This is a genomic window from Micromonospora sp. II (assembly GCF_001709195.1).
In the GTDB taxonomy this organism is placed as follows: domain Bacteria; phylum Actinomycetota; class Actinomycetes; order Mycobacteriales; family Micromonosporaceae; genus Micromonospora; species Micromonospora chalcea.
Genome location: NZ_LYXF01000035.1, coordinates 390,256 through 414,408 on the forward strand (window position 1 = coordinate 390,256; position 24,153 = coordinate 414,408).

General features: G+C 74.6%; 28 protein-coding genes. 27 read left to right on the forward strand and 1 reads right to left on the reverse strand.

Annotation, left to right across the window (positions count from 1 at the left end; translation table 11 throughout):
• Positions 1-116: 116 nt before the first annotated feature.
• The 18 genes from A8711_RS19715 to A8711_RS19800 all read left to right on the forward strand — a co-directional run bounded on the left by A8711_RS19715 (position 117) and on the right by A8711_RS19800 (position 17,488).
• Positions 117-1,532, forward strand: coding sequence for an FtsW/RodA/SpoVE family cell cycle protein (locus tag A8711_RS19715; RefSeq protein ID WP_176722845.1), 1,416 nt, complete (start codon positions 117-119; stop codon positions 1,530-1,532).
• The gene (gene murG, locus A8711_RS19720) at positions 1,532-2,638 is read left to right on the forward strand and encodes an undecaprenyldiphospho-muramoylpentapeptide beta-N-acetylglucosaminyltransferase (protein ID WP_043329477.1); all 1,107 of its coding nucleotides are present in this window, start codon (positions 1,532-1,534) and stop codon (positions 2,636-2,638) included. The genes A8711_RS19715 and murG overlap by 1 nt, the downstream gene beginning before the upstream one ends.
• A gap of 31 nt (positions 2,639-2,669) precedes the next feature.
• Positions 2,670-4,148, forward strand: a complete 1,479-nt coding sequence (gene murC / locus A8711_RS19725) for a UDP-N-acetylmuramate--L-alanine ligase (protein WP_064445228.1) — start codon at positions 2,670-2,672, stop codon at positions 4,146-4,148.
• Complete coding sequence (locus tag A8711_RS19730) at positions 4,145-4,963, forward strand: cell division protein FtsQ/DivIB (protein ID WP_069089027.1); 819 nt, start codon at positions 4,145-4,147, stop codon at positions 4,961-4,963. Before murC ends, A8711_RS19730 begins: the two co-directional genes overlap by 4 nt.
• A gap of 227 nt (positions 4,964-5,190) precedes the next feature.
• Entirely contained in the window at positions 5,191-6,306 is a 1,116-nt protein-coding gene (gene ftsZ / locus A8711_RS19735; RefSeq protein ID WP_030500246.1) for a cell division protein FtsZ, read from the forward strand.
• A 9-nt stretch (positions 6,307-6,315) separates the two neighbouring features.
• Positions 6,316-7,062, forward strand: coding sequence for a YggS family pyridoxal phosphate-dependent enzyme (locus tag A8711_RS19740; protein WP_064445230.1), 747 nt, complete (start codon positions 6,316-6,318; stop codon positions 7,060-7,062).
• Positions 7,063-7,255: 193 nt separating this feature from the next.
• On the forward strand, positions 7,256-7,957 hold the full coding sequence (locus A8711_RS19745) for a cell division protein SepF (RefSeq protein WP_043329483.1): 702 nt from the start codon (positions 7,256-7,258) through the stop codon (positions 7,955-7,957).
• A 28-nt stretch (positions 7,958-7,985) separates the two neighbouring features.
• The gene (locus A8711_RS19750; RefSeq protein ID WP_030500249.1) at positions 7,986-8,291 is read left to right on the forward strand and encodes a YggT family protein; all 306 of its coding nucleotides are present in this window, start codon (positions 7,986-7,988) and stop codon (positions 8,289-8,291) included.
• Positions 8,292-8,332: 41 nt separating this feature from the next.
• On the forward strand, positions 8,333-9,139 hold the full coding sequence (locus tag A8711_RS19755; RefSeq protein WP_043329484.1) for a DivIVA domain-containing protein: 807 nt from the start codon (positions 8,333-8,335) through the stop codon (positions 9,137-9,139).
• Between the two features lie 72 nt (positions 9,140-9,211).
• Positions 9,212-9,976: a hypothetical protein gene (locus A8711_RS19760; RefSeq protein WP_069089028.1), complete on the forward strand. Its 765-nt coding sequence runs from the start codon at positions 9,212-9,214 to the stop codon at positions 9,974-9,976.
• Between the two features lie 2 nt (positions 9,977-9,978).
• On the forward strand, positions 9,979-10,287 hold the full coding sequence (locus tag A8711_RS19765; RefSeq protein ID WP_069089029.1) for a DUF167 domain-containing protein: 309 nt from the start codon (positions 9,979-9,981) through the stop codon (positions 10,285-10,287).
• 22 nt (positions 10,288-10,309) lie between these two features.
• Positions 10,310-11,815 carry a potassium/proton antiporter gene (locus tag A8711_RS19770; protein WP_069089030.1) on the forward strand — a complete coding sequence of 502 codons (1,506 nt, stop codon included), beginning with the start codon at positions 10,310-10,312 and terminating at the stop codon, positions 11,813-11,815.
• Between the two features lie 224 nt (positions 11,816-12,039).
• The gene (locus A8711_RS19775; protein WP_030500254.1) at positions 12,040-12,459 is read left to right on the forward strand and encodes a TraR/DksA C4-type zinc finger protein; all 420 of its coding nucleotides are present in this window, start codon (positions 12,040-12,042) and stop codon (positions 12,457-12,459) included.
• Between the two features lie 66 nt (positions 12,460-12,525).
• Positions 12,526-13,128, forward strand: coding sequence for a signal peptidase II (lspA, locus tag A8711_RS19780; RefSeq protein WP_043329486.1), 603 nt, complete (start codon positions 12,526-12,528; stop codon positions 13,126-13,128).
• On the forward strand, positions 13,125-14,069 hold the full coding sequence (locus A8711_RS19785; RefSeq protein WP_064445235.1) for an RluA family pseudouridine synthase: 945 nt from the start codon (positions 13,125-13,127) through the stop codon (positions 14,067-14,069). The genes lspA and A8711_RS19785 overlap by 4 nt, the downstream gene beginning before the upstream one ends.
• 2 nt (positions 14,070-14,071) lie before the next feature.
• A complete protein-coding gene (locus A8711_RS19790) occupies positions 14,072-14,926 on the forward strand; it encodes a hypothetical protein (protein WP_069089031.1) in 855 nt (284 codons plus the stop codon).
• 140 nt (positions 14,927-15,066) lie between these two features.
• Positions 15,067-16,605, forward strand: coding sequence for a hypothetical protein (locus A8711_RS19795; protein WP_064445237.1), 1,539 nt, complete (start codon positions 15,067-15,069; stop codon positions 16,603-16,605).
• A 49-nt stretch (positions 16,606-16,654) separates the two neighbouring features.
• Positions 16,655-17,488 carry a DUF2567 domain-containing protein gene (locus A8711_RS19800; RefSeq protein ID WP_069089032.1) on the forward strand — a complete coding sequence of 278 codons (834 nt, stop codon included), beginning with the start codon at positions 16,655-16,657 and terminating at the stop codon, positions 17,486-17,488.
• Here A8711_RS19800 and A8711_RS19805 read toward each other — a convergent pair.
• Positions 17,454-18,158: an LON peptidase substrate-binding domain-containing protein gene (locus A8711_RS19805; RefSeq protein WP_069089033.1), complete on the reverse strand. Its 705-nt coding sequence runs from the start codon at positions 18,156-18,158 to the stop codon at positions 17,454-17,456. The two genes, A8711_RS19800 and A8711_RS19805, sit on opposite strands and share 35 nt — an antisense overlap.
• 108 nt (positions 18,159-18,266) lie before the next feature.
• On the opposite strand from A8711_RS19805, the gene hisD reads away from it, so the two are divergent.
• From hisD to A8711_RS19845, 9 genes are all read left to right on the forward strand, one after another.
• Positions 18,267-19,592 carry a histidinol dehydrogenase gene (hisD, locus tag A8711_RS19810; protein ID WP_043329491.1) on the forward strand — a complete coding sequence of 442 codons (1,326 nt, stop codon included), beginning with the start codon at positions 18,267-18,269 and terminating at the stop codon, positions 19,590-19,592.
• On the forward strand, positions 19,589-20,662 hold the full coding sequence (locus tag A8711_RS19815) for a histidinol-phosphate transaminase (RefSeq protein ID WP_069089034.1): 1,074 nt from the start codon (positions 19,589-19,591) through the stop codon (positions 20,660-20,662). Before hisD ends, A8711_RS19815 begins: the two co-directional genes overlap by 4 nt.
• Positions 20,659-21,270, forward strand: a complete 612-nt coding sequence (gene hisB / locus A8711_RS19820) for an imidazoleglycerol-phosphate dehydratase HisB (protein WP_043329493.1) — start codon at positions 20,659-20,661, stop codon at positions 21,268-21,270. Before A8711_RS19815 ends, hisB begins: the two co-directional genes overlap by 4 nt.
• 58 nt (positions 21,271-21,328) lie before the next feature.
• Complete coding sequence (locus A8711_RS32475; RefSeq protein WP_176722837.1) at positions 21,329-21,496, forward strand: hypothetical protein; 168 nt, start codon at positions 21,329-21,331, stop codon at positions 21,494-21,496.
• Entirely contained in the window at positions 21,496-22,119 is a 624-nt protein-coding gene (gene hisH, locus A8711_RS19825; RefSeq protein ID WP_043329494.1) for an imidazole glycerol phosphate synthase subunit HisH, read from the forward strand. Before A8711_RS32475 ends, hisH begins: the two co-directional genes overlap by 1 nt.
• Positions 22,120-22,138: 19 nt before the next feature.
• Entirely contained in the window at positions 22,139-22,459 is a 321-nt protein-coding gene (locus A8711_RS19830; RefSeq protein WP_069089035.1) for a hypothetical protein, read from the forward strand.
• A gap of 19 nt (positions 22,460-22,478) precedes the next feature.
• Positions 22,479-23,207, forward strand: coding sequence for a bifunctional 1-(5-phosphoribosyl)-5-((5-phosphoribosylamino)methylideneamino)imidazole-4-carboxamide isomerase/phosphoribosylanthranilate isomerase PriA (gene priA / locus A8711_RS19835; protein WP_069089036.1), 729 nt, complete (start codon positions 22,479-22,481; stop codon positions 23,205-23,207).
• On the forward strand, positions 23,204-23,626 hold the full coding sequence (locus tag A8711_RS19840; protein ID WP_069089037.1) for a Rid family hydrolase: 423 nt from the start codon (positions 23,204-23,206) through the stop codon (positions 23,624-23,626). Before priA ends, A8711_RS19840 begins: the two co-directional genes overlap by 4 nt.
• A gap of 80 nt (positions 23,627-23,706) precedes the next feature.
• Positions 23,707-24,153 (forward strand): MarR family winged helix-turn-helix transcriptional regulator, encoded by a 447-nt coding sequence (locus A8711_RS19845; RefSeq protein ID WP_043331106.1) that lies wholly within the window; start codon positions 23,707-23,709, stop codon positions 24,151-24,153.

A 24,153-nucleotide genomic window follows, 5' to 3' on the forward strand; every position in this document is an offset into this window, starting at 1 on the left:
GGCCTGTGGGGGAGGGACGAGACATCCAGGTGACCAGCGACCCGCCGGCCCGCCGTGCGCCGGCGGCCACGCCTCCGGCCGAACCGCCGGCGGCGCGCTGGGATCCGGCCGGTGGGCTGGCCGCGCTGCGTGGCCTGCTGGCCCGGCCGCTGGCCTCGTACTACCTGCTGCTGTCCAGCGTCGGACTGCTGCTGCTGATCGGCCTCACCATGGTCTTCTCCGCGACCAGCGTGAAGGACTTCGCCGAGGGCGGCGACGCGTCCGCGTCGCTGACCAAGCAGGCCGTGTTCGCGGTGATCGGCATCGGCGCGTTCTGGGCCTGCCAGCGGCTGCCCGCGCGCACGTTCCGGGCGGTCAGCCGCCCGGCGCTGGGGGTGGCGGTCGCGCTGCTGCTCCTGCTCAACCTGCTCGTCGCGATGGGCTCGCTGTTCGGGGTGACGTCGATCGGGCCGTTGCGGGCCGAACTCCTCTCACTCTCGCTCGGCCCGATCTCGCTGCAACCGGTCGAGGTGGCGAAGTTCGCGCTGGTGCTGTGGGCGGCGCACGTGCTGGCCCGCAAGGGCGCGGTGCTGGGCTGGTGGAAGGAACTGGCCACGCCGCTGTTCCCGGTGGTGGGCCTGCTGTTCGTGCTGGTCGGCTACAACGACCTGGGCAGCATGCTGTGCCTGCTCGCGCTCGTGGTCGGCATGCTCTGGGCGGCGGGCGTACGGACCCGGGTCTTCGCCGCGCTCACCGCGATCGGCCTGGCCGGCATCGGCCTGCTGGTGGCCGCGGCCTCGCTCGGCGCCGGCTCCGGCTCCCGGGGCGCCGACAACTACCGGCTCGGCCGCCTCACCATGTGGCTCGACCCGCCCTCCCCGCGCACGTGTTTCGAGCAGGAGCTGCCGAACTGCTACCAGCTCGTGCAGGCTCGCTACGCGATCGGCAACGGCGGCTGGTTCGGCGTCGGCCTGGGCCAGAGCTCGCTGAAGTGGAACTGGCTCCCCGAGGCGCACAACGACTTCATCTTCGCCATCGTCGCGGAGGAACTGGGCGTGGTCGGCTGCACCGTGATCCTGGTGCTGTTCGCCGTGCTCGCGTACACCGGGCTGCGCATCGCCCGCCGGGTCGAGGACCCGTTCCGCCGGCTCGCCGCCGCCGGCGTGACCGCCTGGCTGGTCGGCCAGGCGGTCATCAACATCGGTGGCGTGACCGGGCTGCTGCCGCTGACCGGCGTACCGCTGCCGTTCATCTCCGACGGCGGCAGCGCCCTGGTGGTGACGCTTGCCGCGGTCGGCATGCTCGCCTCGTTCGCCCGCGCCGAGCCGGACGCCGCGCGAGCGCTGCATGCCCGTCCGCCCGCCCGATGGGTCCGACTAGTGTGGGCCCCGTTGCCGCCGCTTCCCGGCCGGCGCCGCAAGCCGGCGTCGCCGCCGGCCGACCGAGGGTCCGTGCCCCGGTCCCGGCAGCGGCGGCAGGACGATCAGGCCGCGCCCCGCGGCGCCCGGTCCGACCGGGCGCGCACCGGCGCGGCGAGCGAGAGGAGACGCTGATGGGTCCGCTGCGTTCGGTGGTGCTCTGCGGAGGGGGTACGGGCGGGCACATCTACCCGCTGCTCGCCTTCGCCGACTGCCTGCGCCGACACGACCCGAGCGTCCGGATCACCTGTCTGGGCACACCGAAGGGGCTGGAGAACGAGCTGATCCCGCCGGCCGGCTACGACCTGCGGCAGATCCCGGCGTACCAGCTTCCCCGGTCGGTGAACATGAGCCTGGTGCGCACCCCGGACCGGATGTGGAAGGCGGCCCGCGCCGCGGGCAAGGTGATCGACGAGGTCCAGGCCGACGCCGTGGTCGGCTTCGGCGGGTACGTCTCGGTGCCCGGTTACCTGGCCGCGTGGCGGCGGGAGCTGCCGATCGTCATCCACGAGGTGAACGTGCCGCCGGGCGTGGCGAACCGGCTCGGGATGAAGTTCACCAAGAACGTCGCGGTGGGTTTCCCGCACCAGCCGGCCCAGGCCGAGGCGCTGCGCGACGCCCGGGTGGTGGGCGTGCCGCTGCGCCGGGGCATCGCCGGGCTGGACCGGGCCGCCCTGCGTGACGCCGCCCGCGCCCACTTCGGACTCCGTCCCGACCTGCCGGTGCTGTTCGTCGCCGGTGGCTCGCAGGGCGCCCGCTCGATCAACCTGGCCGTGTCCGGCGCGGCGAAGGAGCTGGCCCGCAACGGCGTGCAGGTGCTGCACGTCATCGGCGCCCGCAACGAGCCGGTCTCGGTGCCCACCGACCTGCCGGTGCCGTACGTCACGCTGCCGTACCTGTCCGAGATGGAGCTGGGCTACGCCGCCGCCGATCTGATGCTGGCCCGGGGCGGCGCGATGACCTGCGCCGAGGTGGCCGCGATCGGACTGCCCACCGTCTACGTGCCCTACCCGCACAGCAACCAGGAGCAGAAGCGCAACGCGCTGCCGGTGGTGGAGGCGGGCGGCGGTCTGCTGGTCGACGACGCCGAGATGACCCCGGCCTGGGTGGAGCGGACGGTGATCCCGCTGATCCGGGACCCGCAGCGGCTCTGGGCGATGAGCCAGGCGGCAGCCGGCTACGGCCGCCGCGACGGCGACGTGGCGCTGCTGAACTTCGTCTACGAGGCGGTGGCCCGCTGATGAGGGAAACCGCGACGGGAAGGTACGTCTGATGAACACCGCGCAGTTCACGCCCGCCGGCACCATGACGGCGGAGGACCTGGGCCGGATCCATCTGATCGGCGTGGGCGGGGTCGGGATGGCCGGGCTGGCCCGGTTGTTCCTCACCCGGGGTCTGCCGGTCTCCGGCAGCGAGCTGCGGGAGTGGCCGTCGCTGGCCGGCCTGCGGGCGCTCGGCGGCACCATCCACTCCACCCACGAGGCGTCCAACCTCGACGGCGTGGACACGGTCGTCTACTCCTCGGCGATCCCGCAGGACCACCTGGAGATGGTGGAGGCGCGCCGGCGGGGCCTGCGGGTGCTGCACCGGTCCGAGGCGCTCGCCGCGGCGATGACCGGCCGCCGTACGGTGGCGGTCGCGGGCACCCACGGCAAGACGTCCACCACCTCGATGGTCACCATGGTGCTCCAGCAGGCCGGCACCGATCCGTCCTTCGTGATCGGCGGCGAGATCTCCGAGGTCGGCTCCGGCGCGCACCACGGGACCGGCGAGCACTTCGTGGTCGAGGCGGACGAGAGCGACCGCTCCTTCCTCATCTACCGCCCGTTCGTGTCGATCATCACGAACATCGAGGCGGATCACCTCAACACCTACGGCGACCTGGCCACGCTGGAGGCGGCGTTCGCCGAGTTCGCCCGGCTCACCGACCCGGCGGGGTTCGTGGTCACCTGCGCCGACGACCCGGGCGGGCGGCGGCTGGCCGAGACGCTGCGCGCCGAGGGCCGCCGGGTCTGGACGTACGGCGAGTCCGCCGACGCGGACCTGCGGATGAGCGACGTCGTCTCGTCCGCGCACGGGGTGCGCTACCAGGCCGAGATCGAGGGCCGGGCGTTCGGCGAGTTCCGGCTGCCCGTACCGGGGCGGCACATGGCGCTCAACAGCGCCGCCGCGGTGCTCGCCGCGTACCTGCTGGAGCTGCCGGTCCCGGCGGCGGAGGCCGCGCTCGGCGCGTTCCCCGGCGTGCGGCGCCGCTTCGAGCGCAAGGGCGTCGCCGACGGTGTGCTGGTCTACGACGAGTACGCCTACCACCCGACCTCGATGACGTTGGCGCTGCAGACGCTGCGCGAGGTGGCCGGCGACGGCCGGCTGATCGTGGTGTTCCAGCCGTACCGGCTCTACCGGACCCGGGACAACCAGGCGGAGATCGCCGCCGCCCTCGGCATCGCCGACGAGGTGGTGCTGCTGGAGGTGTTCGGTCCCGGCGAGACGCGCCGCCCCGGCGAGGGCTCGGCCGCGCTGATCCAGGACGTGCCGCTGCCGGACGAGCGCAAGGTGTTCGTCGAGGCGTGGGACGACGTGCCGGCCGAGGTGGCCCGCCGGGCCCGGGCCGGCGACGTGGTGGTGACCATGGGCGCGCCGCCGATCTCGCTGATGGGTGACCAGTTGCTCGACGCCCTGCTGGCCCGCTCGGGCGGCACGGGGCTGGACGCCGGCGTCGGCCCGGACGGCGCGGCGGCCACCGCCGGATGAGTCCCGGTCCGGCCCGCGGCCGTACCCCCGGCCCGGACGGCGGAGGTGGCCGGCGCAGCCCGGTGCGGCGCTGGCAGCTCGTGCGGGCCAACGCGGACGCCGTGCCGCCGTCGGCCCGCCGGTTCATGGCCCGGGCCCGGCAGCGGCGGATGCGGGCCGCGCTGCCGTGGGCGGTCGCCGCCGCGGTGCTCGCCGTCGTGGGCCTGGTGGCGTGGACGGTGCTCGGCACCGGCCTGTTCGGCGTACGCGAGGTGCGGGTGGTCGGCGCGCGGCTGGTCACGCCGGTGCAGATCCGCGACGCCGCGGCGGTGCCGGACAACGAGCCGCTGGCCCGGGTGGACCTGGCCGCGACCGCCCGCCGGGTCGGCACGCTGCCGCCGGTGGCCAGCGCCACTGTCGAGCGGGAGTGGCCGGGCACGCTGGTGATCCGGGTACGGGAGCGCACCGCGGTGGCGGCGGTGCCGCAGGGCGACGGGTTCGTGGTGGTGGACGGCTCGGGCGTGGTCTTCCAGCGCCTGGACCGGGCGCCGGACGGGTTGCCGCTGGTCAAGGTGGCCCGGCCGGGCCCGGACGATCCGGGTACGCGGGCCGGGCTGGCGGTGCTCGCCGCGCTGGGGGAGAAGCTGCGCGCGGAGCTGGTCGCGGTGGACGTGGCCGGCCTGGCCCGGATCACGTTGCAGCTGCGCGGCGAGCGTCAGGTGTTCTGGGGCGACGCCTCCCGGGGCGCGGACAAGTCCACCGTGGCGACCGCGTTGCTGAGCCGCAAGGCGGACCGGATCGACGTCAGCGCGCCGGACGTGGTCACGTTCGAGTGACCGGCGGCTCAGCGAGCGGACGCTGTGTCCCCTGTCGCTCGGTCGCGACACGCCGGAACAGGTCCTTGGCTCCTGGCGCGGCGGCGCATACGTTGCCCCGAAGAGATCAGTGGTTGACATAACTCTAAGCCTCTAGTAGAGGGTGAGGGTTCAGCCGTCGGAGGCCGCTGATCCGGCCAAGCCGTGTGGGGTCGGCCCATGCCAATCTCGAAGGGAAAGGACCGGAGATGACACCTCCGCACAACTACCTGGCGGTCATCAAGGTCGTCGGCATCGGGGGCGGCGGAGTCAACGCCGTCAACCGGATGATCGAGGTTGGGCTCAAGGGCGTCGAGTTCATCGCGATCAACACCGACGCGCAGGCGTTGCTGATGAGCGACGCCGACGTCAAGCTCGACGTGGGCCGGGAGCTGACCCGGGGACTGGGCGCGGGCGCCAACCCGGACGTCGGCAAGAACGCCGCCGAGGACCACCGCGACGAGATCGAAGAGGTCCTCAAGGGCGCCGACATGGTGTTCGTGACCTGTGGCGAGGGCGGCGGCACCGGCACCGGCGGCGCGCCGGTCGTGGCGAACATCGCCCGCAAGCTCGGCGCGCTCACCATCGGCGTGGTGACCCGGCCGTTCTCGTTCGAGGGCAAGCGCCGGCAGGTCCAGGCCGAGGCGGGCATCGAGGAGCTGCGCAACCAGTGCGACACGCTCATCGTGATCCCGAACGACCGGCTGCTCGCGCTCGGTGACCGCAACATCTCCATGATGGACGCGTTCCGCACGGCGGACCAGGTGCTTCTCTCCGGTGTCCAGGGCATCACCGACCTGATCACCACGCCGGGTCTGATCAACCTGGACTTCGCCGACGTGAAGAGCGTGATGAGCGGCGCGGGCAGCGCGCTCATGGGCATCGGCAGCGCCCGGGGCGAGAACCGCGCCGTCGAGGCGGCCGAGGCGGCCATCTCCAGCCCGCTGCTGGAGCAGAGCATGGACGGCGCGCGCGGTGTGCTGCTGTCCATCGCCGGCGGGTCGGACCTCGGCCTGTTCGAGATCAACGACGCGGCGCAGCTGGTCACCGACGCGGCCCACCCGGACGCGAACATCATCTTCGGCGCGGTCATCGACGACGCGCTCGGCGACGAGGTGCGGGTCACCGTGATCGCGGCGGGCTTCGACGGGGGCGCGCCCGCGTACAAGGCGGTCGAGCCGCCGCGCAAGAGCAACCAGAACCCGCCGGCCCAGCCGAACGCGCCGGTGAGCCCGCCGGCCACCATGCCGGCGCCGCAGCAGCCGTCGCGGCGGGTGCTCTTCGACGACGTCGACGTGCCCGACTTCCTCAAGAACGGGTCCTGAGCCGCGCCGATGACGGAGTCACAGACGGCGGTGCGGCCCGAGCGGCGCGCCGAGCTGGCGGCCGGGCTGGCCCGGGTCCGGGCCCGCATCGCCGACGCCTGCGCGGCGGCCGGGCGGCAGCGGGACGCGGTCACCCTGGTCGCGGTGACCAAGACGTACCCGGCGTCGGACGTGGTGGCGCTGGCCGCGCTGGGCGTGACCGACGTCGGGGAGAACCGCGACCAGGAGGCGGCGCCGAAGGCGGAGGCGGTGGCCGAAGCCGGCGCCGCGCCGCGCTGGCACTTCATCGGCCAGTTGCAGCGCAACAAGGCCCGGTCGGTGGTCCGGTACGCCGACGTGGTCCAGTCGGTGGACAGCGTCCGGCTGGCCGCCGCGCTGGACGCCGCCGCGGGCGCGGTCCGGGACCGGCCGCTGGACGTGCTGGTGCAGGTGAGCATCGACGGCGACCCGGCCCGGGGCGGGGCACTGCCGGGCGCCGCCGATCCGCAGCGCGGGCTCGACCCGGTCGCTGCGGCGGTGGCCGGCGCGGACGGCCTGCGGCTGGCCGGCCTGATGGCGGTGGCGCCGCTGGGCTGGGAGCCGGACCGGGCGTTCGCCCGGCTGGCCGAGGTGGCGGCGGCGCTACGGGCCGACCATCCGGGCGCCACGGTGCTGTCGGCGGGGATGAGCGGCGACCTGGAAAGCGCGATCGGGCACGGCGCGACACATGTCCGTGTCGGCAGCGCGTTGCTCGGAATGCGCCCTGCGCTGCGGTAGCCTCACCACGACGGAAGCAAATTACATCAGTGTTGTTCAGGACGGCGTCCCCGTAGCCGGGGGCCGTGACGGGCGGACCGCGAACCGCACGTCAGGGGATTGCCGATCCGGTCCGGTGGGCATGATCGTCCACTCGTGATCAAGCGACACGGCACGGGGGCGCGTGCCGCACGGCGGACGGAAGGGCGCGGGGATGGGTGCACTGCGCAAGGCGGGGGTCTGGCTCGGTCTGGTCGAGGAGGACGACGAGCGGGCGTACGAGGACGGTGGCTACGACAAGGGTGGCTACCGGGACTCGTCGCGCTACCGGTCGAGCCGGTACGCCGAGGAGTTCGCCGACGAGGACGACGACGAGGCCGACGAGCCGCCGGCGACGCGGTCCCGCCTCAGCGACCGGGGCCGGCTGTCCGAGCGCGCCTCCAGCCGGTCGGTCGACACCGACCGGGGCGACGTGGAGCGCCCGGAGCGGGTCGAGCGCTCCAGCGTCCGGTCGATCACCCGGTCCTCCGCCGGCGAGACCTCGGGCGCCCTGACCTATCACACGCGGGACAATCTCGCGCTCGCGCCGCAGGCCCAGCCGCGCGAGCGGGAGCGGGTGGCGCCGGAGGACGAGCAGCGCTACCAGATCACCACGCTGCACCCGACCACCTACCGCGAGGCGCGGACCATCGGCGAGCACTTCCGGGACGGCGTCCCGGTGATCATCAATCTCACCGAGATGGACGAGGCGGACGCCCGCCGCCTTGTCGACTTCGCCGCCGGGCTCGCGTTCGGCCTGCGCGGTACGATCGAGCGCGTGACCAACCGGGTGTTCCTGCTCTCACCGGCCAACGTCCAGGTCACCGCGGAGGACAAGGCCAAGATCGCTGAGGGCGGCTTCTTCAGCCTGAGCTGACCCACATGACCGAGGGACGTCGCCTGCCGTGTTGTCGATCCTGTTCCAGGTGCTCTACCTGCTGCTGTACATCTTCCTAATTGTCCTTTTGGCGCGATTTGTTATGGGGGCGGTGCTGGCCTATGGTCGCCGCTGGCAACCGGGCCGGGGAGCGTCGGCGGGACTGGAAGTCGTGTGGAGCGTCACTGATCCGCCCCTGCGAGCGTTGAGGCGTGTGATCCCGCCACTGCGAATTGGTACCGTGAGCATCGACCTGGCCTCCCTTGTGCTCCTGGTTATCCTGTTCGTGCTGATGGAGTTCGTGTTTAGGCGCCTGATCTTCGCGTTTGCCTGACCAGAGCGCTTTCGCGGCCGCAACTGACCCGAGGAGTTTCGATGCCGCTGACCCCGGCCGACGTTCACAACGTCGCCTTCAAAAAGCCGCCGATCGGCAAGCGGGGGTATGACGAGGAGGAGGTCGACGCCTTCCTGGACGAGGTCGAGCGCGAGCTGGCCCGTCTGATCGAGGAGAACAACGAGCTGCGCGCCCAGGTGGAGCGCGGCGGTCGGGGTGGCGCTCCCGCCGGCCCCGGCGGTGACGCCCGCCTCGCGGCGGAGCTCAACGACGTCAAGGCCCAGCTCGACCGGGTGCAGCGCGACAAGGCGGCCGCCGAGCAGGCGGCCCGCGCGATGCAGGCCGAGCTGGAGCAGGTCCGCACGCAGGGCGGCCCGGCCGGGGTGACCGGGGACGGCGAGCAGCAGGCGCTGCGGGTGCTCATGATGGCCCAGCGCACCGCCGACGACCACGTCTCCGACGCCCGTCGCGAGGCCGACCAGCTGCTCTCCGAGGCCCGTTCGAAGGCCGAGGAGGTCACCCGGGAGGCGCGCGCCAAGGCCGACGCCCTGGAGCGGGACGCCCGCCAGCGGCACCAGGAGGCCATGGGCGGCCTGGACGCCAAGCGCACCGCGCTGCAGAAGCACATCGAGGAGCTCAAGCAGTTCGAGCGCGAGTACCGCACCCGGCTCAAGGCGTACCTGGAGAGCCAGCTGCGTGACCTCGACGGTCGCGGCCAGGGCCTCGAGGTGGAGATGAACCGCGCCGAGGGCACCCGTGCCGCCGGCAGCAACGGTCTCGCCGCGGCCGGCCTCGCCGGCTCCTACGGCGGTGGCCGCGGCGCCGGCTCGCTCGAGTCCGGCCGCTGATCCCGCGTCGGTGGCCGTCCCCGTGACGGCCACCGACCGCCCAGACCGACACGACGCGGCCGGGGGTGAGCCGTGGTAGCCGCCAGCATCCTGCTCATCGTCGTCGCGGTCGTGCTGCTGGTCGCCGGGCTCGCCGGCGGATCCAGCCTCCTGCTCATCGTCTCGATCGCGGCCAGCGTCCTGTCCGCCGTCGTCTTCGTCGCGTTCGCCCGCCAGGCGGCCGCGGCGCGGGCCACGGCCGGCCGGGCGACCGGGCCGCGTACCCGGACCGCGCACACCGTCCCGTCTCCGGACGACCCGGTGAGCCCGGTCCCGCACCACACGTCCACGGTCGACGCCGGCGGATCCGGGTGGCGGCAACCGCCCGGGTCGCCGGTGACCGAACCGGACGACACCCCGCCGCCGGCCGCGTACTCGCCGCCGGCCGATCCGTTCGACGCCGATCCCTACACCGCGACTTACGAGCCGGCGACCGTTGAGTCGTACGAACGCGTCGCCGCCGAGCCGGTGACCGACGCGGAACCGACGCCCTACTCACCGCCCGGCCAGCGCGCCTCGGACGCCACGCGGCCCACCTCGCCCGCGCCGGGCGATGCGTTCGACGGCGACCCGCCGGCCGAGTACCTCTCCGCCGGGCAGGTGGCCCGGCTGGTGCGGCTGCCCGGCGAGGTCCTGGTGGTCGACGGCCACCCCCGCTTCCACCTGCCCGGCTGCCCGCATCTGGTGGGCCGGGAGGACGAGCCCGTTCCGGTCGCCGAGGCGGTCGGCCTGGGCTTCACCCCGTGCGCGCAGTGCGCCGCCGCCACCACCCTGCTGGCCGAGGCCCGGCCCCGCTGACCATGACGATCGCGGACGACACGCTCACCGTCGCGGTGCGGGTGAAGCCCGGCGCGTCCCGGACCCGGGTCGGCGGCCGGTACGACGGGCCGCTGGGTCCCGCGCTCGTCGTCGCGGTGCACGCGCCGGCGGTGGACGGCCGCGCGACCGAGGCGGCCCGGAGGGCGCTCGCCGATGCGCTCGGCGTCCGGCCGGCGACCGTGTCGCTGCGCTCCGGCGCGGCCAGCCGGGACAAGCTCTTCCTGGTGGAACGCCCGCACGCCGAACTGCCCGAGGTGCTGCGGCGACTGCGCGACGGCAGCACGCCGTGAGATCCGCCCGGGCCGGTCGGCGATGACCCCCGGGCTGGACGTCGCGTTGCTGGTGGGCGCCGCCGTGCTGCTGGTGGCGGTGGGCGCGGTGCGCTTCTCCACCCGGCTCGGCGTGCCGAGCCTGCTGGTCTACCTGGCGCTCGGGGTGCTGCTCGGCGAGGCCGGGCTGGGCATCCGCTTCGACGACGTCGAGCTGACCCGGGTGCTCGGCTTCTGCGCGCTCATCGTGATCATCGCGGAGGGCGGCCTGACCGCCCGGTGGAGCACGCTGCGGCCGGTGCTCGGGCTGGCGGCCACGCTGTCCACCGTCGGCGTGGTGGTCAGCATCGTGGTCGTCGGCGTGGTGGTGCACCTGCTGCTCGACCTGGACTGGCGGCTGGCGCTGCTCTACGGCGCGGTGCTCTCCTCGACCGACGCGGCGGCGGTGTTCGCCACGCTGCGCCGGTTGCGTCTGCCACCCCGGCTGGTGGCCGCGCTGGAGGCCGAGTCCGGGGTGAACGACGCGCCCGTCGTGCTCGTGGTGCTGCTGCTCTCCCGCGCCGGAGCGGAGGCGGCCCACCCGTGGTGGTACGAGGCGCTGCTGCTCGGCTACGAGCTGGGCGTCGGCGCGGCGGTCGGGGTGGGCGCCGGGCTGGCCGGGCGGTACGCGCTGCGCCGTGCCGCGCTCCCGTCGGCCGGCCTGTACCCGATCGCGGTGGTCGGCTTCACCGTGCTGGCGTACGCGGCCGGCTCGGTGGTGCACGCCTCCGGCTTCCTCGCCGTGTACGTGGCCGGCGTGCTGCTCGGCAACTCCCGCCTGCCGCACCGGCAGGCCATCCTCGGCTTCGCCGACGGGCTGGCCTGGCTGGCCCAGATCGGCCTGTTCGTGCTGCTCGGCCTGCTGGTCTCGCCGAGCCGGCTGGACACCGCGGTGCTGCCCGCCGTGATCACCGGGCTGGCCCTGCTGCTGCTCGCCCGGCCGTTGTCGGTGGCGGTGTCCGCGCTGGCGTTCCGGGTCAACCTGCGCGAGCAGCTCTTCCTGTCCTGGGCCGGTCTGCGCGGCGCGGTGCCGGTCGTGCTCGCCACCATCCCGCTGTCGCTGCACGTGCCGGGGGCGGACCGCCTCTTCGACGCGGTCTTCGTGCTGGTGGTGATCTTCACGTTGCTCCAGGCCGGAACGCTGGCGTCGGCGGCCCGCCGGCTGGGCGTGATCGCGCCGGCCGAGCCGAACGAGATCATGCTGGAGACCGCCCCGCTGGAGCGGATGCGCGCCGACCTGCTCCAGCTGGAGGTGCCGGACGGGTCCCGGCTGGCCGGGGTGCACGTGGACGAGCTGCGGCTGCCGGTGGGCGCCGCGGTCACGCTGGTGCTGCGCGACGGCGTCGGGTTCGTGCCCGGCGCGGACACCCGGCTCAAGGTCGGGGACAGCCTGCTCATCGTCGCCACCGCCGGCGCGCGGGACGAGACCGAGCGGCGGCTGCGGGCGGTGAGCCGCCGGGGCCGGCTGGCGCGGTGGTTCGGGGAGTACGGCGAGGAGACGGCCCGCTGATCTGCTACCGTTCCTTTTGCCCCGATTGATGGCAGTCCGGGGCGGATACGTGGGACGACGGTGCGGCACGTTGTCGGACGCCTGTACGTTCCGTATTCTTGCCAACCTCCGGAGTGCACGGCGGGCCCGCTCGCCGTGCACCCTTCCGTACGCGGAGACGCCGACGAAGGCGTCCCCGCCCACGTACCGCTGACCGCCGCGCCACGCGGCTGAGGGAGCTGACGATGGCGAAGCCAGCCGACACCAGGACCGCCGGCCGCAAGCCCGCGCCGAAGGCCACCCGCAGCGCGGCGGAGACCGAGAAGATCCGGGCCGCCCTGGCGGCGCGGCGGGACGAGCTGAACGCCGAGTACGATCAGACGCTGAGCGAGATCACCGAGCTGCAGCGCGACCGGCTGACCGACTCGGCCGGGGACGACCAGGCCGACACCGGCACCAAGACGTTCGAGCGGGAGCAGGAGATCTCTCTCGCCAACAGCATCAAGGAGCGGATCACGCAGGTCGAGCGCGCGCTGGAGCGCCTCGACGAGGGCGGCTACGGCTGGTGCGAGCGGTGCGGCAACCCGATCCCGGTGGAGCGGCTCGCCGCGTTCCCGTCGGCCACCCTCTGCGTGACCTGCAAGCAGCTGGAGGAGCGGCGCTGATCACCGCTCCCCGGCGGCCGTACGGCAGACGGTGACCACGCCGTCGCAAGCGTCGATGGGGAGCAGATGACCGCAGCACCGCCCGCCGGTTCCGGCACCACCGAGTCGGGTGCCGGCGCGCCCCGCCGCAGGGCCGTCGGCCTGCTGCTCGGCGTGTCCCTGTTCTCGCTGCTGGCGGATCTGGGCACCAAACAGCTCGCGCTGGCCGAGCTGACCGGCCGGGAGCCGGTGTCGGTGCTCGGCGGCGCGGTCTACTTCAGCCTCACCCGCAACAGCGGCGCCGCCTGGAGCATCGGCTCCGACCACACCTGGGTCTTCCCGATCATCACGTTCGTGGTGATCGGGTGGATCGCGTGGATGGCGCTGCGGCTGCGCTCGCTGCCGTGGGCGGTGTCGCTGGGCCTGGTGCTGGGCGGCGCGCTGGGCAACCTGATCGACCGGATCTTCCGCGCGCCCGGGCATTTCGTCGGCCACGTGGTCGACATGATCAGCCTCTTCGACCCGTACGGCCAGGTCTGGCCGGTGTTCAACCTGGCCGACAGCTCGCTGGTCTGCGGCGTGGTGCTGGCGGTCTTCCTGGAGCTGACCGGCCGGCAACGCGACGGCTCCCGGCTGCGCGACGAGAAGCGCGACGACGTCGCCGCGACCGAGCAGCGGGAGACCGCGTGACCTCCGCGTTCGCCGCCGGCGGCGACACCCGCTCCCTGCCCGTCCCGGACGGCCTCGACGGCATGCGCCTGGACCAGGCCGTGTCCCGGCTGTTCGGGCTCTCCCGCACCGCCGCCGCCGGCCTGATCGACGCCGGCGACGCGCTCGTCGACGGCGTGGCCCGGCCCAACTCGCACAAGGTCAAGGCCGGCTCGTGGCTGGAGGTCACGCTGCCCGCGCCGCCCGCCCCGCCGACCGTGGTGCCGCAGGCCGTGCCCGGCCTGACCGTGGTGTACGCCGACGACGACATCGTGGTGGTGGACAAGCCGGTCGGGGTGGCCGCGCACCCGAGCCCCGGCTGGACCGGCCCGACGGTGATCGGCGGGCTGGCCGGCATCGGCCACCGCATCTCCACCAGCGGCGCGGCGGAGCGGCAGGGCGTGGTGCACCGGCTCGACGTCGGCACCACCGGGATCATGGCGGTGGCCAAGAGCGAGCGCGCGTACACCGCGCTCAAGCGGGCGTTCAAGGAGCGCGAGGTGGAGAAGCGCTACCACGCCGTGGTGCAGGGCCACCCGGACCCGCTGCGCGGCACCATCGACGCGCCGATCGACAGGCACCCGCACCACGACTACCGGTGGGCGGTGGTCTCCGGCGGCAAGCCGAGCATCACCCACTACGACACACTCGAGGCGTTCCCCTCCGCCAGCCTGCTCGACGTACGGCTGGAGACCGGGCGCACGCACCAGATCCGGGTGCACTTCTCCAGCATGCGGCACCCCTGCGTGGGCGACCTGACCTACGGGGCGGACCCGACTCTGTCGGCCCGGCTCGGGCTGTCCCGGCAGTGGCTGCACGCCCGTTCGCTGAGCTTCGCGCACCCGGGCACCGGCGACGAGGTGACGTTCGTCAGCGACTACCCGGAGGATCTGGCCCGGGCGCTGGAGATCCTGCGCGACTGACCATGAGCGACGACACCGCGCCGCCGCGCCGGTCCCGGTTCACCACGCTGACCTGGTTGGCGCTGGCCTGCGCGCTGGTGGTGCTGGTGGTAGCGGTGGCACAGCGGCGGGACCGTCCGGTCAGCGACCGCACTGTCGGCGAGGTGACCCGGGTCGGGGTGGCCGCCGGCGCGAGCGTCCCGGCGTACCTGCGTGCCGCCGGGGAGGAGCTGGCCGCCCTCGACGCGCCCGACGCCTACGCGCTCGTCTCGTTCGCCGGCTACCTGACCCCGGCGCGGGCGGCCGCCGCGCTGGACGGCGCGCCGGTCTCGGCGGTGGTGGCGCGGGTGCCGCTGTCCGGCCGGCAGACCGAGATCGTCCGGATCGCGGCGTTGCGGCTGCCGGACGACGTGGTCGCCGGGATGGCCGACGTCGCCGGGCGCAAGGACCGGGAGGCCGCCGACTACCGGTCGCGCGCCGCCGCCCCGGCGGCCACCGCCGATCCGGAGCTGCGCCGGGTGTACGAGAGCGGGGCCGAGGTCGCGGCCCGGGAGGCGGACGCCTACCGGACCGGGTGCGCCTGCGTGTACGCCGCGGTGGTCCGTGCCGCGCCGGACGCGCTGCGCGCGCTCGCCGGGCGCCCGGACGTACGGGTGGTGGACCCGGCGCCGGAGGTCACCCGGCTCGACCGGACGGTGTTCACCCCGCCGCTGCCGGAGCAGCGTGACGTGGCCCGGCCGCCGGCGGACAGCGCAGCGGCCCAGGGCGGCGGAATGGGCGATTCGTCGGAAGCTGCACGGACGGTGAGCGGACCTTCACCGACCGCCCGTGCGCCGGTCCCCGGATCCGGGCCACCCAATCCCGCTCCCACCTCCTGAGACATCAGCGGGCGCGGCCACCCGGTCGATCCCACCGTGCGGCGGGTCACCGGGCGATGTGCGGCGCGGGGAGTGGTCCGAATAGGGTTTCGTTCGTAGCCTGTCAGGCGGAGATCGATGGGCTGGGGGAGGGCGAATCCTTGGACGGCAGCGAGACCGGCTGGGGTCGGCAGGGCGAGCCGGCACCGCGGTGGCGGGCGCTGCTCGACCGGGCCCGGCTCGGCGGTCGCGGCGCGGAGCACGCCGACGCCGACCGGCACGTCGAGGACCACCACGCGCCGCCGCCCGACCCGCTGCCACGCCGCGCCGCCGGCACCGGCTGGACCGGGCGCGCCGCCGCCGTCGGCCGCGCCCCCGACGGGTCGTACGGCGCCGAGCCCGGTTACCGGGCCGAGGCCACGTTCCGGGTCGACCCCGCCTTCCGCGCCGACCCCCGCCAGGAGGGTGAACCGGCCTACCGGGCCGAGCCGGCGTACCGCACCGACCCGGAGCCGTCCTGGCGCGCCGGGCAGCCCTATCCGGCCGAGCCGTCCTGGCGCGCCGAGCCGTCTGTCGCGCCGGACCCGTCCTTCGCCGCCGAGCCCCGGCCGGAGCCGTCCTGGCGCGCCGAACCGGCGCTGCCGGAGCCGCGCGGCCGGGCCGAGGCGCCGGCCGAGTCGCGCTACTCCCTTCTCGACGGTGGCTACCGGCCCGCGCCACCGCCGGCCGAGTCCCGGTACGCCCTGCTCGACCGGGGCCGCTACCGGCCGGACGTCCCGCCCGCGCCGGAACCGGTGGTGCCCGCGCCGCGCAGCCCGCTGGAGGGCCGCTCCGGCCGCGCCGGGCGGGTCGCGCCGGCCCAGGCGCAGTGGCGTGCCCCCGAGCCGGACGCCGAGCTGGAACGCGCCACCAGCGTGCTGCGCCGCGAGCTGGGCACGCCCCGGGTGCTCGCGTTCGCCAACCCCAAGGGCGGGGTGCACAAGACCACCGCCACCGTGCTCGCCGCGGCGACGGTGGGCAGCGTCCGCGGGCGCGGCGTGCTCGCCTGGGACGACAACGAGCTGCGCGGCACGCTCGGGCTGCGGGCCGGCAGCGCCCGGCACGCCCGCACCATCCGCCACCTGATCCACGACCTGGCGCAGATCGAGATCCTCGAGGGCAACCGGCTGCTGTCCCACCTCGACGACTACCTGCGGCACGCCTCCGACGGCTCTTACGACGTGCTGGCCGGCGAGGAGAGCCCGCGCTTCGCCCAGCGGCTCGACCAGTTCACCGTCAAGCGGGTGCTGGAGCTGCTGCGCCGCACCCACGAGGTGGTCTGCGTGGACACCGGCAACAACGTGGAGAGCCCGAACTGGCGTACCGTGATGCAGGCGGCCGACCAGCTCGTGGTGACCACCGTGCCGCGTGAGGACGCGGCGTTCAGCGCGGACTGGATGCTCGACCTGCTGCACGAGGAGGGCATGGGCGACCTGGCCGACAACGCGGTCACGTTGATCTCCTGCCCGACGCCCGGCCGGACCTCCCTGCAGGACGACCTGGAACGGCACTTCGCCACCCGGACCCGGGCGGTGGCGGTGGTGCCCTACGACCCGGCGCTGGAGACCGGCTCCTCGATCGAGTACCACCAGCTCCAGGCCGAGACCCGCAACGCCTGGCTCAAGGCCGCCGCGGTGATGGTGGAACCGTTCGCGCGCTGAGGCGGCGACCACCGCCCCGCGCCGTGCCCCGGCCTGAGAGGATCAACGGGTGACTCCGGACACCCCTGATCCCGAGCGGACGCGCGAGCGTGCCGACGGCGCCGAGGCGCGGCCCGAGCGCGAGCAGCCGCCTGCCTGGCCCGGCGGACCACCCGGCTGGCCCGGCGGACTGCCGGTGCCCGCCGGCACCCCGGTCACCGCGCCCGGCGCCGACCCGCTGGCCGGGCATCCGGGCGTCGTGACGCAGCTCCCCGGTGCGTCGCCCGCGTCCCGGCGATCCGCCGGCCGGGTGGTGGCGACCACCCTCGGCGTGGCCGCGCTGCTCACCGCGCTCGGCGCGCCGCTCGGGCTGCTCTGGGTGTGGGCGGCGCCGGCCACCCCGGTACGGCAGACGCCGGCCGGCGCGGTCTACGCCACCACGCAGCCGGAGCAGCCGATCGCCGCGGACGGCTGGTTCAGCCTCCTGACCCTCGGCTTCGGCGTGCTCGCCGCGATCACCCTGTGGGTGGTGCTGCGCCGCCGGCGTGGTCCGGCGGGCCTGCTCGCGGTCACCCTCGGCGGTCTCGGCGCGGCGGTGGTGGCCTGGCAGGTCGGCCGCCGGATCGGCCTGTCCACGTTCCAGCGGCTGGTGGAGACCGCGCCGCCGGGTACCGCCTTCACCAAACCCGTCGACCTGCGCGCCGGCGGCGTCGACTGGTTCGGCCCGCTCCCGCTGCCGCACGGCAACCTGCTGCTCGCCGCGTTCGGCGCCGCAGTCACGTACACGCTGCTCGCGGGCTGGTCGCGGTGGCCGTCGCTGCGGCCGGAGCCGGAGTTCGACGGCGGGTGGCCGCCGCCGGCGCCGGGGTTCAGTTCGGCGCCGGGAGACCCGCCAGCTCGCTGAGCGGCACCGGCACCGCCCGGACCTGCCGCAGCAACGCCGCCTCCCGGTTGAGCAGGCGCAGCTCGGCCCGCAGGCGGGCGGCGGTGTCGTCGATGGCGAGCAGCCGCTGCCGGTCGTCCACGGTCAGCGCGGCGGTCGCGGCCACCAGGTGCGAGAGCACCGTCGGGTCCTCCGGCAACTGCTCGGAGATCTCCTGCTGGTCCGGCCGGATCAGGCCGAGATATTGCCGGAACACCGAGATCACCCGGGCCGCCAGCAGGTCGGCCGTCTCGTCCGGGCCGCCCGGCTCGGGCAACCACTCCACCTCCGCCGTCAGGTAGGGCTCGGCGGAATGGTCGACCTCGGCGAGGCGGAACCGGCGCCGCCCCACGGTGACGATGTCGAACCCGCCGTCGGCCAGCTCGGTGACCTGCCGCAGCTCGGCGGTGCAGCCCACCTCGTGCAGCGTGACCTCGCCGGCGGTCAGCCCGAAGCGCCCCGGCGGCCCGGCCGGCGCCACCTCCCAGCCGGCCCGGATCGCGACCACGCCGAACTCGCGCGGCGCGCCCTCGGGCAGCGCCACCAGGTGGCGAACCAGCGCCCGGTAGCGCTCCTCGAAGATGTGCAGCGGAAGGACCAGCCCGGGGAAGAGGACGGTCCCGAGCGGGAACACCGGCAGCCGTGCGCTCACGCGATCGAGCGTATCCCCAACGCGCCCGCCCGCGCGTGTCCCGGCTCACCGTCCCGGCGTGCGGGCGGCCCGGGCCGGTCGCCGCGGCGGCGGCCTAGACTCGCAGGCGTGCTGAATCGGATCGACCTGCGCGGCGGGGCACGTGACCCGCGCCGCCTGCTGCCCCGTGCCCAGCTCGACGTCTCCGTGGCGGTCGAGCGGATCCGCCCGCTGGTCGAGGCGGTCCGGGAGCATGGGTACCCGGCGATCCGGGAGGCCAGCGAACGGTTCGACGGTGTGTCACCGGAGCGGCTGCGGGTGCCGGTCGAGACGATCCGCGCCGCCGAGGACGAGCTGGACCCGCAGGTCCGCGCCGCGCTGCTGGAGTCGATCACCAGGGCCCGCAAGGTGCACGCCGACCAGCGCCGCACCGACCACACCACGACCGTGGTGCCCGGCGGCACGGTCACCGAGCGGTGGGTGCCGGTCGACCGGGTCGGTCTCTACGTCCCCGGCGGCCTGGCCATGTACCCGTCGACGGTGGTGATGAACGTCGTCCCGGCCCAGGCGGCCGGGGTGCGCTCGCTGGTGGTGGTGAGCCCGCCGCAGAAGGACAACGACGGCCTGCCGGACCGCCGGGTCCTGGCGGCCTGCGCGCTGCTCGGCGTGGACGAGGTGTACGCCGTCGGCGGCGCCCAGGCCGTCGCCATGCTCGCGTACGGGGCGGGCGCCGACCCGGCCGGGGACGAGCGCTGCGAGCCGGTCGACATGATCACCGGCCCGGGCAACATCTGGGTCACCGCCGCGAAGCGGCTGCTGCGCGGCGTGGTCGGCATCGACGCCGAGGCCGGCCCGACCGAGATCGCGATCCTGGCCGACGACACCGCCGACCCGGCGCACGTCGCCGCCGACCTGATCAGCCAGGCCGAGCACGACCCGCTCGCGGCCAGCGTGCTGGTCACCCCGTCCACAGCGCTGGCCGACGCGGTCGACGCGGAGCTGGCCCGGCAGGCGCCCGCGGCCAAGCACGCCGAGCGGATCGGCACCGCGCTGCGCGGCGAGCAGAGCGGCGTGGTCCTCGTCGACGACCTGGAGGCGGGCCTGCGGGTGGTCGACGCGTACGCGGCCGAGCACCTGGAGATCCAGACCGAGAACGCCCGTGAGTGGGCGCTGCGGGTCCGCAACGCCGGTGCGGTGTTCGTGGGCGCGTGGTCGCCGGTGTCGCTCGGCGACTACTGCGCGGGCTCCAACCACGTGCTGCCCACCGGCGGCTGCGCCCGGCACTCCTCCGGGCTGTCCGTGCAGTCGTTCCTGCGCGGCGTCCACCTGGTCGAATACACGCAGGAGGCGCTGCGCGACGTGGCCCCGCACGTGGTCACGCTGGCGACCGTGGAGGACCTGCCCGCGCACGGCCAGGCGGTCAGCGTCCGGTTCCCCGAGGGCGGGGCGTCGTGACCACGCTCGACGACCTGCCGATCCGCGAGGACCTGCGCGGGCGCACGCCGTACGGCGCGCCGCAGCTCGACGTGCCGGTGCGGCTGAACACCAACGAGAACTCCTACCCGGTGCCCGAGCCGGTGGTCGAGGCGATCGGCAAGGCGCTCGCCGCCGAGCTGCGTGACCTCAACCGCTACCCGGACCGGGACGCGGTGGCGCTGCGCGCCGACCTGGCCGCCTACCTGGGACACGGGCTCACCGCCGACCACGTGTGGGCGGCGAACGGCTCCAACGAGATCCAGCAGCAGCTGCTGCAGGCGTTCGGCGGTCCCGGGCGCACCGCGCTCGGCTTCACCCCGGCGTACTCGATGCACCCGCTGCTGGCGCTCGGCACCGGCACCCGGTGGGTGCCCGCCCGGCGCGGCGCGGACTTCGGGCTCACCGCCGACGAGGCGGTGGCCCAGGTCCGCGAGCACCGGCCGGACGTGGTGTTCCTCTGCTCGCCGAACAACCCGACCGGCACCGCGCTCGACCCGGCCGTGGTCGCCGCCGTGCTGGACGAGGCGCCCGGCATGGTGGTCGTGGACGAGGCGTACGCCGAGTTCGCCCGGCCCGGCACGGTGAGCGCGCTGGCGGTGCTGCCCGGCCACCCGCGGCTGGTGGTGACCCGCACCATGAGCAAGGCGTTCGGCTTCGCCGGCGGCCGGCTCGGCTACCTGGCCGCCGACCCGGCGGTGGTGGACGCGGTGCAGCTGGTCCGGCTGCCGTACCACCTGTCCGCGCTCACCCAGGCCGCCGCCCGCGCGGCGCTGGCGCACCGGGACGCCCTGCTCGGCACCGTGGCCGCGATCATGGAGCAGCGGGACCGGATCGTCGCCGAACTGCGCGCCCGGGGCCACCGGGTGGCCGACAGCGACGCGAACTTCGTGCTGTTCGCCGTCGACGGGGACCAGGCGGTGGCCTGGCGTACCCTGCTCGATGCCGGCGTGCTGGTGCGCGACGTCGGCCTGCCCGGCTGGCTGCGCGTCACCGCCGGCACCCCGACCGAGACCGACGCCTTCCTCACCGCGATGGAGAACGTTTCATGAGCCGGATCGCCCGGATCGAGCGGGTCACAAACGAGACCAAGGTGCTCGTCGAGATCGACCTCGACGGCACCGGCCAGGCCGACATCTCCACCGGCGTCGGCTTCTACGACCACATGCTCAACCAGATCGCCCGGCACGGCGGCTTCGACCTGACCGTGCACACGGTCGGCGACCTGGAGATCGACGCGCACCACACGATGGAGGACACCGCGCTGGCGCTGGGCGCCGCGTTCGACCGGGCGCTGGGCGACAAGGCGGGCATCCGGCGGTACGGCTCGGCCACCGTCCCGATGGACGAGGTGCTGGTCCGCGCCGCCGTCGACCTGTCCGGCCGCCCGTACGTGGTGCACGACGAGCCGGCGCTGGCCCCGTACATCGGGCCGGTCTACCCGACCAGCATGACCCGGCACATCTGGGAGTCGTTCGGCCAGTCGGCCCGGATCACGCTGCACGTGGACGTGCTGCGCGCGGCCCGGCCGGGCGGTCACCCGGATGCGCACCACGTGGTCGAGGCGCAGTTCAAGGCCGTCTCCCGCGCGCTGCGCGAGGCCACCGCGCTGGACCCGCGTAACGCCGGTGTGGTGCCGTCCACGAAGGGCGCTCTCTGATGAGCGCGAGGAACGCAGCGCAGCGGAGTCCCGCAGTCGCGAATGAAAGGCGGCTCTGATGAAGGTGCTGCCCACTCTTGTGTTGATCCTGGCCGGGCTGCTGGTCGGCGGGACGTGGTCGCTGCTCAAGCAGGGCGCGCCGCGCGCCGCCGTGGTGGTCACCGGGCTGCTGGCCGTACTGGCCACCGTCGCCGGGGTGCTCTGGCTGCTGCCGGGGGAGAGCTGATGACGCGGCGCGTGGTGGTGCTCGACTACGGCTCGGGCAACCTGCGGTCGGCCGAGCGCGCGGTGGCGCGGGCCGGCGCCGACGTGACCGTCACCGACGACCTGGACGCCGCCGCGTCGGCCGACGGCCTGGTGGTGCCAGGCGTGGGCGCGTTCGCCGCCTGCATGGCCGGGATCGAGGCGCTGGGCGCCGGGCCGGTGATCGCCGAGCGGGTCGCCGCCGGGCGGCCGGTGCTGGGCATCTGCGTCGGCATGCAGATCCTCTTCGGGCACGGCGAGGAGCACGGCGTGGTCACCAAGGGGCTCGGGCTGCTGCCCGGCGGCGTGACCCGGCTGCCCGCGCGGCGGCTGCCGCACATGGGCTGGAACACGGTGCGGCCGCCGGCCGGCTCGACGCTGTTCGCCGGGCTGCCGGAGGGCACCCGGTTCTACTTCGTGCACTCCTACGGCGTGACGGACCCGGCGGCGCTGGCCGAGGCGGGCGCCACGGTGACGACCGCGCACCACGGCACGGACTTCGTGGCCGCGGTGGAGCGGGGCGCGCTGTCGGCCGCGCAGTTCCACCCGGAGAAGTCGGCCGACGCCGGTGCGGCGCTGCTGCGCAACTGGCTCGGCACGCTGTGACCGGCCCGCTGGCGGCCGCGTGAGCAAGGAGCGGGCCCGCCGCCGCGCGGAGCGCGAGGCCGAGCAGGAGCGTGCGCGCGCCGCCCGCGCCCGCCGGGTGGCCCGCCGGGAACGGCGTCGTTCCCTGGTACGCCGGCTGACGCCGTCGCTGCGGCGCGGCCGTACCGGCCGGCTGCGCCGGCACACCCGCCGGGAGCGGGCGACGATCCTGGTGCTCACCGCGGTGGCGGTGGTCGGCATCTGGAGCCTGGTGGACGACCTGGCGCTGCGGCTGGTGCTGGTCGCGTTGTTGTTGCTGGTCCTGCCCGCGATCGTGGTGATCGCGCTGGACCGTCGTTGAGGACCCGAGGAGAGAAGCGTTGAGCCTCACCCTGTTGCCCGCCGTGGACGTCGCCGACGGCCAGGCCGTCCGGCTCGTGCAGGGCGCCGCCGGTAGCGAGACCGCGTACGGCGACCCGCTGGACGCGGCGCTGGCCTGGCAGTCCGACGGCGCGGAGTGGATCCATCTGGTGGATCTGGACGCCGCGTTCGGGCGGGGCTCCAACGCCGCGCTGCTGGCCGAGGTGGTCGGCAAGCTGGACGTGAAGGTGGAGCTGTCCGGTGGCATCCGCGACGACGAGTCGCTGCGGGCGGCGCTGGCCACCGGGGCGGCGCGGGTGAACATCGGCACCGCCGCGCTGGAGGATCCGCAGTGGTGCGACCGGATCTGCGGCGAGTACGGCGACCGGGTGGCGATCGGGCTGGACGTGCGCGGCCGTACCCTGTCGGCGCGCGGCTGGACCCGCGACGGCGGTGACCTGTACGAGGTGCTGGCCCGGCTGGACGCGGCGGGCGCGGCGCGGTACGTGGTCACCGACATCACCAAGGACGGCACCATGCGCGGGCCGAACCTGGACCTGCTGCGCGAGGTGTGTGCCCGCACCGACGCCCCGGTGATCGCCTCCGGCGGCGTGTCCACGCTCGACGACCTGCGGGCGCTGGCCACGCTGGAGCCGGTGGGCGTGGAGGGCGTGATCGCCGGGAAGGCGCTCTACGCGGGCGCGTTCACCGTCGCCGAGGCGCTGGCGACGCTGCGGGCCGACGCGTGACCGCCGCGCCGCCCGAGCCGCCGGCGGACGCCGGTGTGGTGACCCGGCTCGGCTCGGGCGGCCCGTGGGAGGCGCTGTACGGCTACTCGCGGGTGGTCCGGGCCGGTTCGCTGGCGATCACGGCCGGCTGCACCTCCACTGTGGACGGCCGGGTGGCGCACGCCGGCGACGCGGCGGCGCAGACCGCGCGGGCGATCCGGATCGGCCTGGACGCGCTGGCCGAGGTGGGCGCCGGGCCGGGCGACGTGGTGCGGACCCGGATGTACGTGACGGACCGGATCTTCGCCGACGAGGTGGGCCGGGCGCACAACGCGGTGTTCGGCCCGGTACGCCCGGTGGCGACGATGGTGGTGGTGGCCGGGCTGATCGACCCGGACCTGCTGGTCGAGGTCGAGCTGGAGGCGTACCTCCCCGCCTGAGGCGTTCCGGGGTGCCTCGCGCGCCCCGGACCACACGCCGATCGGTTGTGCACAACCTAATTGTGCGTTACGGTTTCGCGGTGACCGATGATCTGGTGCTGCGCCGGCAGGTGTGCTTCGCCCTCTACGCGGCGTCGCGCGCCATGACCGACGTCTACCGGCCCATCCTCGACGAGCACGGCCTGACCTATCCGCAGTACCTGGTGCTGCTGGTGCTCTGGGAGCGTGACGACGACGCCCCCACGGTCTCCGAGCTCGGCGCCGCGCTCCGGCTCGACTCCGGCACGCTCTCCCCGCTGCTCAAGCGGCTGGAGGCGGCCGGCCTGGTGGTGCGTACCCGTTCGGCCGCCGACGAGCGCCGGGTCGAGGTGGGCCTCACCGGCCAGGGCCGGGCCCTGCGGGAGCGGATGTGTGACGTGCCGCGGCAGGTGGCCACCGCCACCGGGCTCACCGAGGCCGAGCTGGTCTTCCTCCACGGCATCCTCACCCGGGTCACCGAGACGATCCACCGACAGAAGGAGCAGTGA

Coding starts and splice junctions, on each gene's coding strand:
- hisH (WP_043329494.1), top strand. CDS start 21,496: ATGACGCGGCGCGTGGTGGTGCTCGACTACGGCTCGGGCAACCTGCGG.
- A8711_RS19745 (WP_043329483.1), top strand. CDS start 7,256: ATGGGTGCACTGCGCAAGGCGGGGGTCTGGCTCGGTCTGGTCGAGGAG.
- ftsZ (WP_030500246.1), top strand. CDS start 5,191: ATGACACCTCCGCACAACTACCTGGCGGTCATCAAGGTCGTCGGCATC.
- A8711_RS19765 (WP_069089029.1), top strand. CDS start 9,979: ATGACGATCGCGGACGACACGCTCACCGTCGCGGTGCGGGTGAAGCCC.
- murC (WP_064445228.1), top strand. CDS start 2,670: ATGAACACCGCGCAGTTCACGCCCGCCGGCACCATGACGGCGGAGGAC.
- hisB (WP_043329493.1), top strand. CDS start 20,659: ATGAGCCGGATCGCCCGGATCGAGCGGGTCACAAACGAGACCAAGGTG.
- A8711_RS19790 (WP_069089031.1), top strand. CDS start 14,072: ATGAGCGACGACACCGCGCCGCCGCGCCGGTCCCGGTTCACCACGCTG.
- lspA (WP_043329486.1), top strand. CDS start 12,526: ATGACCGCAGCACCGCCCGCCGGTTCCGGCACCACCGAGTCGGGTGCC.
- murG (WP_043329477.1), top strand. CDS start 1,532: ATGGGTCCGCTGCGTTCGGTGGTGCTCTGCGGAGGGGGTACGGGCGGG.
- A8711_RS19755 (WP_043329484.1), top strand. CDS start 8,333: ATGCCGCTGACCCCGGCCGACGTTCACAACGTCGCCTTCAAAAAGCCG.
- A8711_RS19775 (WP_030500254.1), top strand. CDS start 12,040: ATGGCGAAGCCAGCCGACACCAGGACCGCCGGCCGCAAGCCCGCGCCG.
- A8711_RS19770 (WP_069089030.1), top strand. CDS start 10,310: ATGACCCCCGGGCTGGACGTCGCGTTGCTGGTGGGCGCCGCCGTGCTG.
- A8711_RS19730 (WP_069089027.1), top strand. CDS start 4,145: ATGAGTCCCGGTCCGGCCCGCGGCCGTACCCCCGGCCCGGACGGCGGA.
- A8711_RS32475 (WP_176722837.1), top strand. CDS start 21,329: ATGAAGGTGCTGCCCACTCTTGTGTTGATCCTGGCCGGGCTGCTGGTC.
- A8711_RS19740 (WP_064445230.1), top strand. CDS start 6,316: ATGACGGAGTCACAGACGGCGGTGCGGCCCGAGCGGCGCGCCGAGCTG.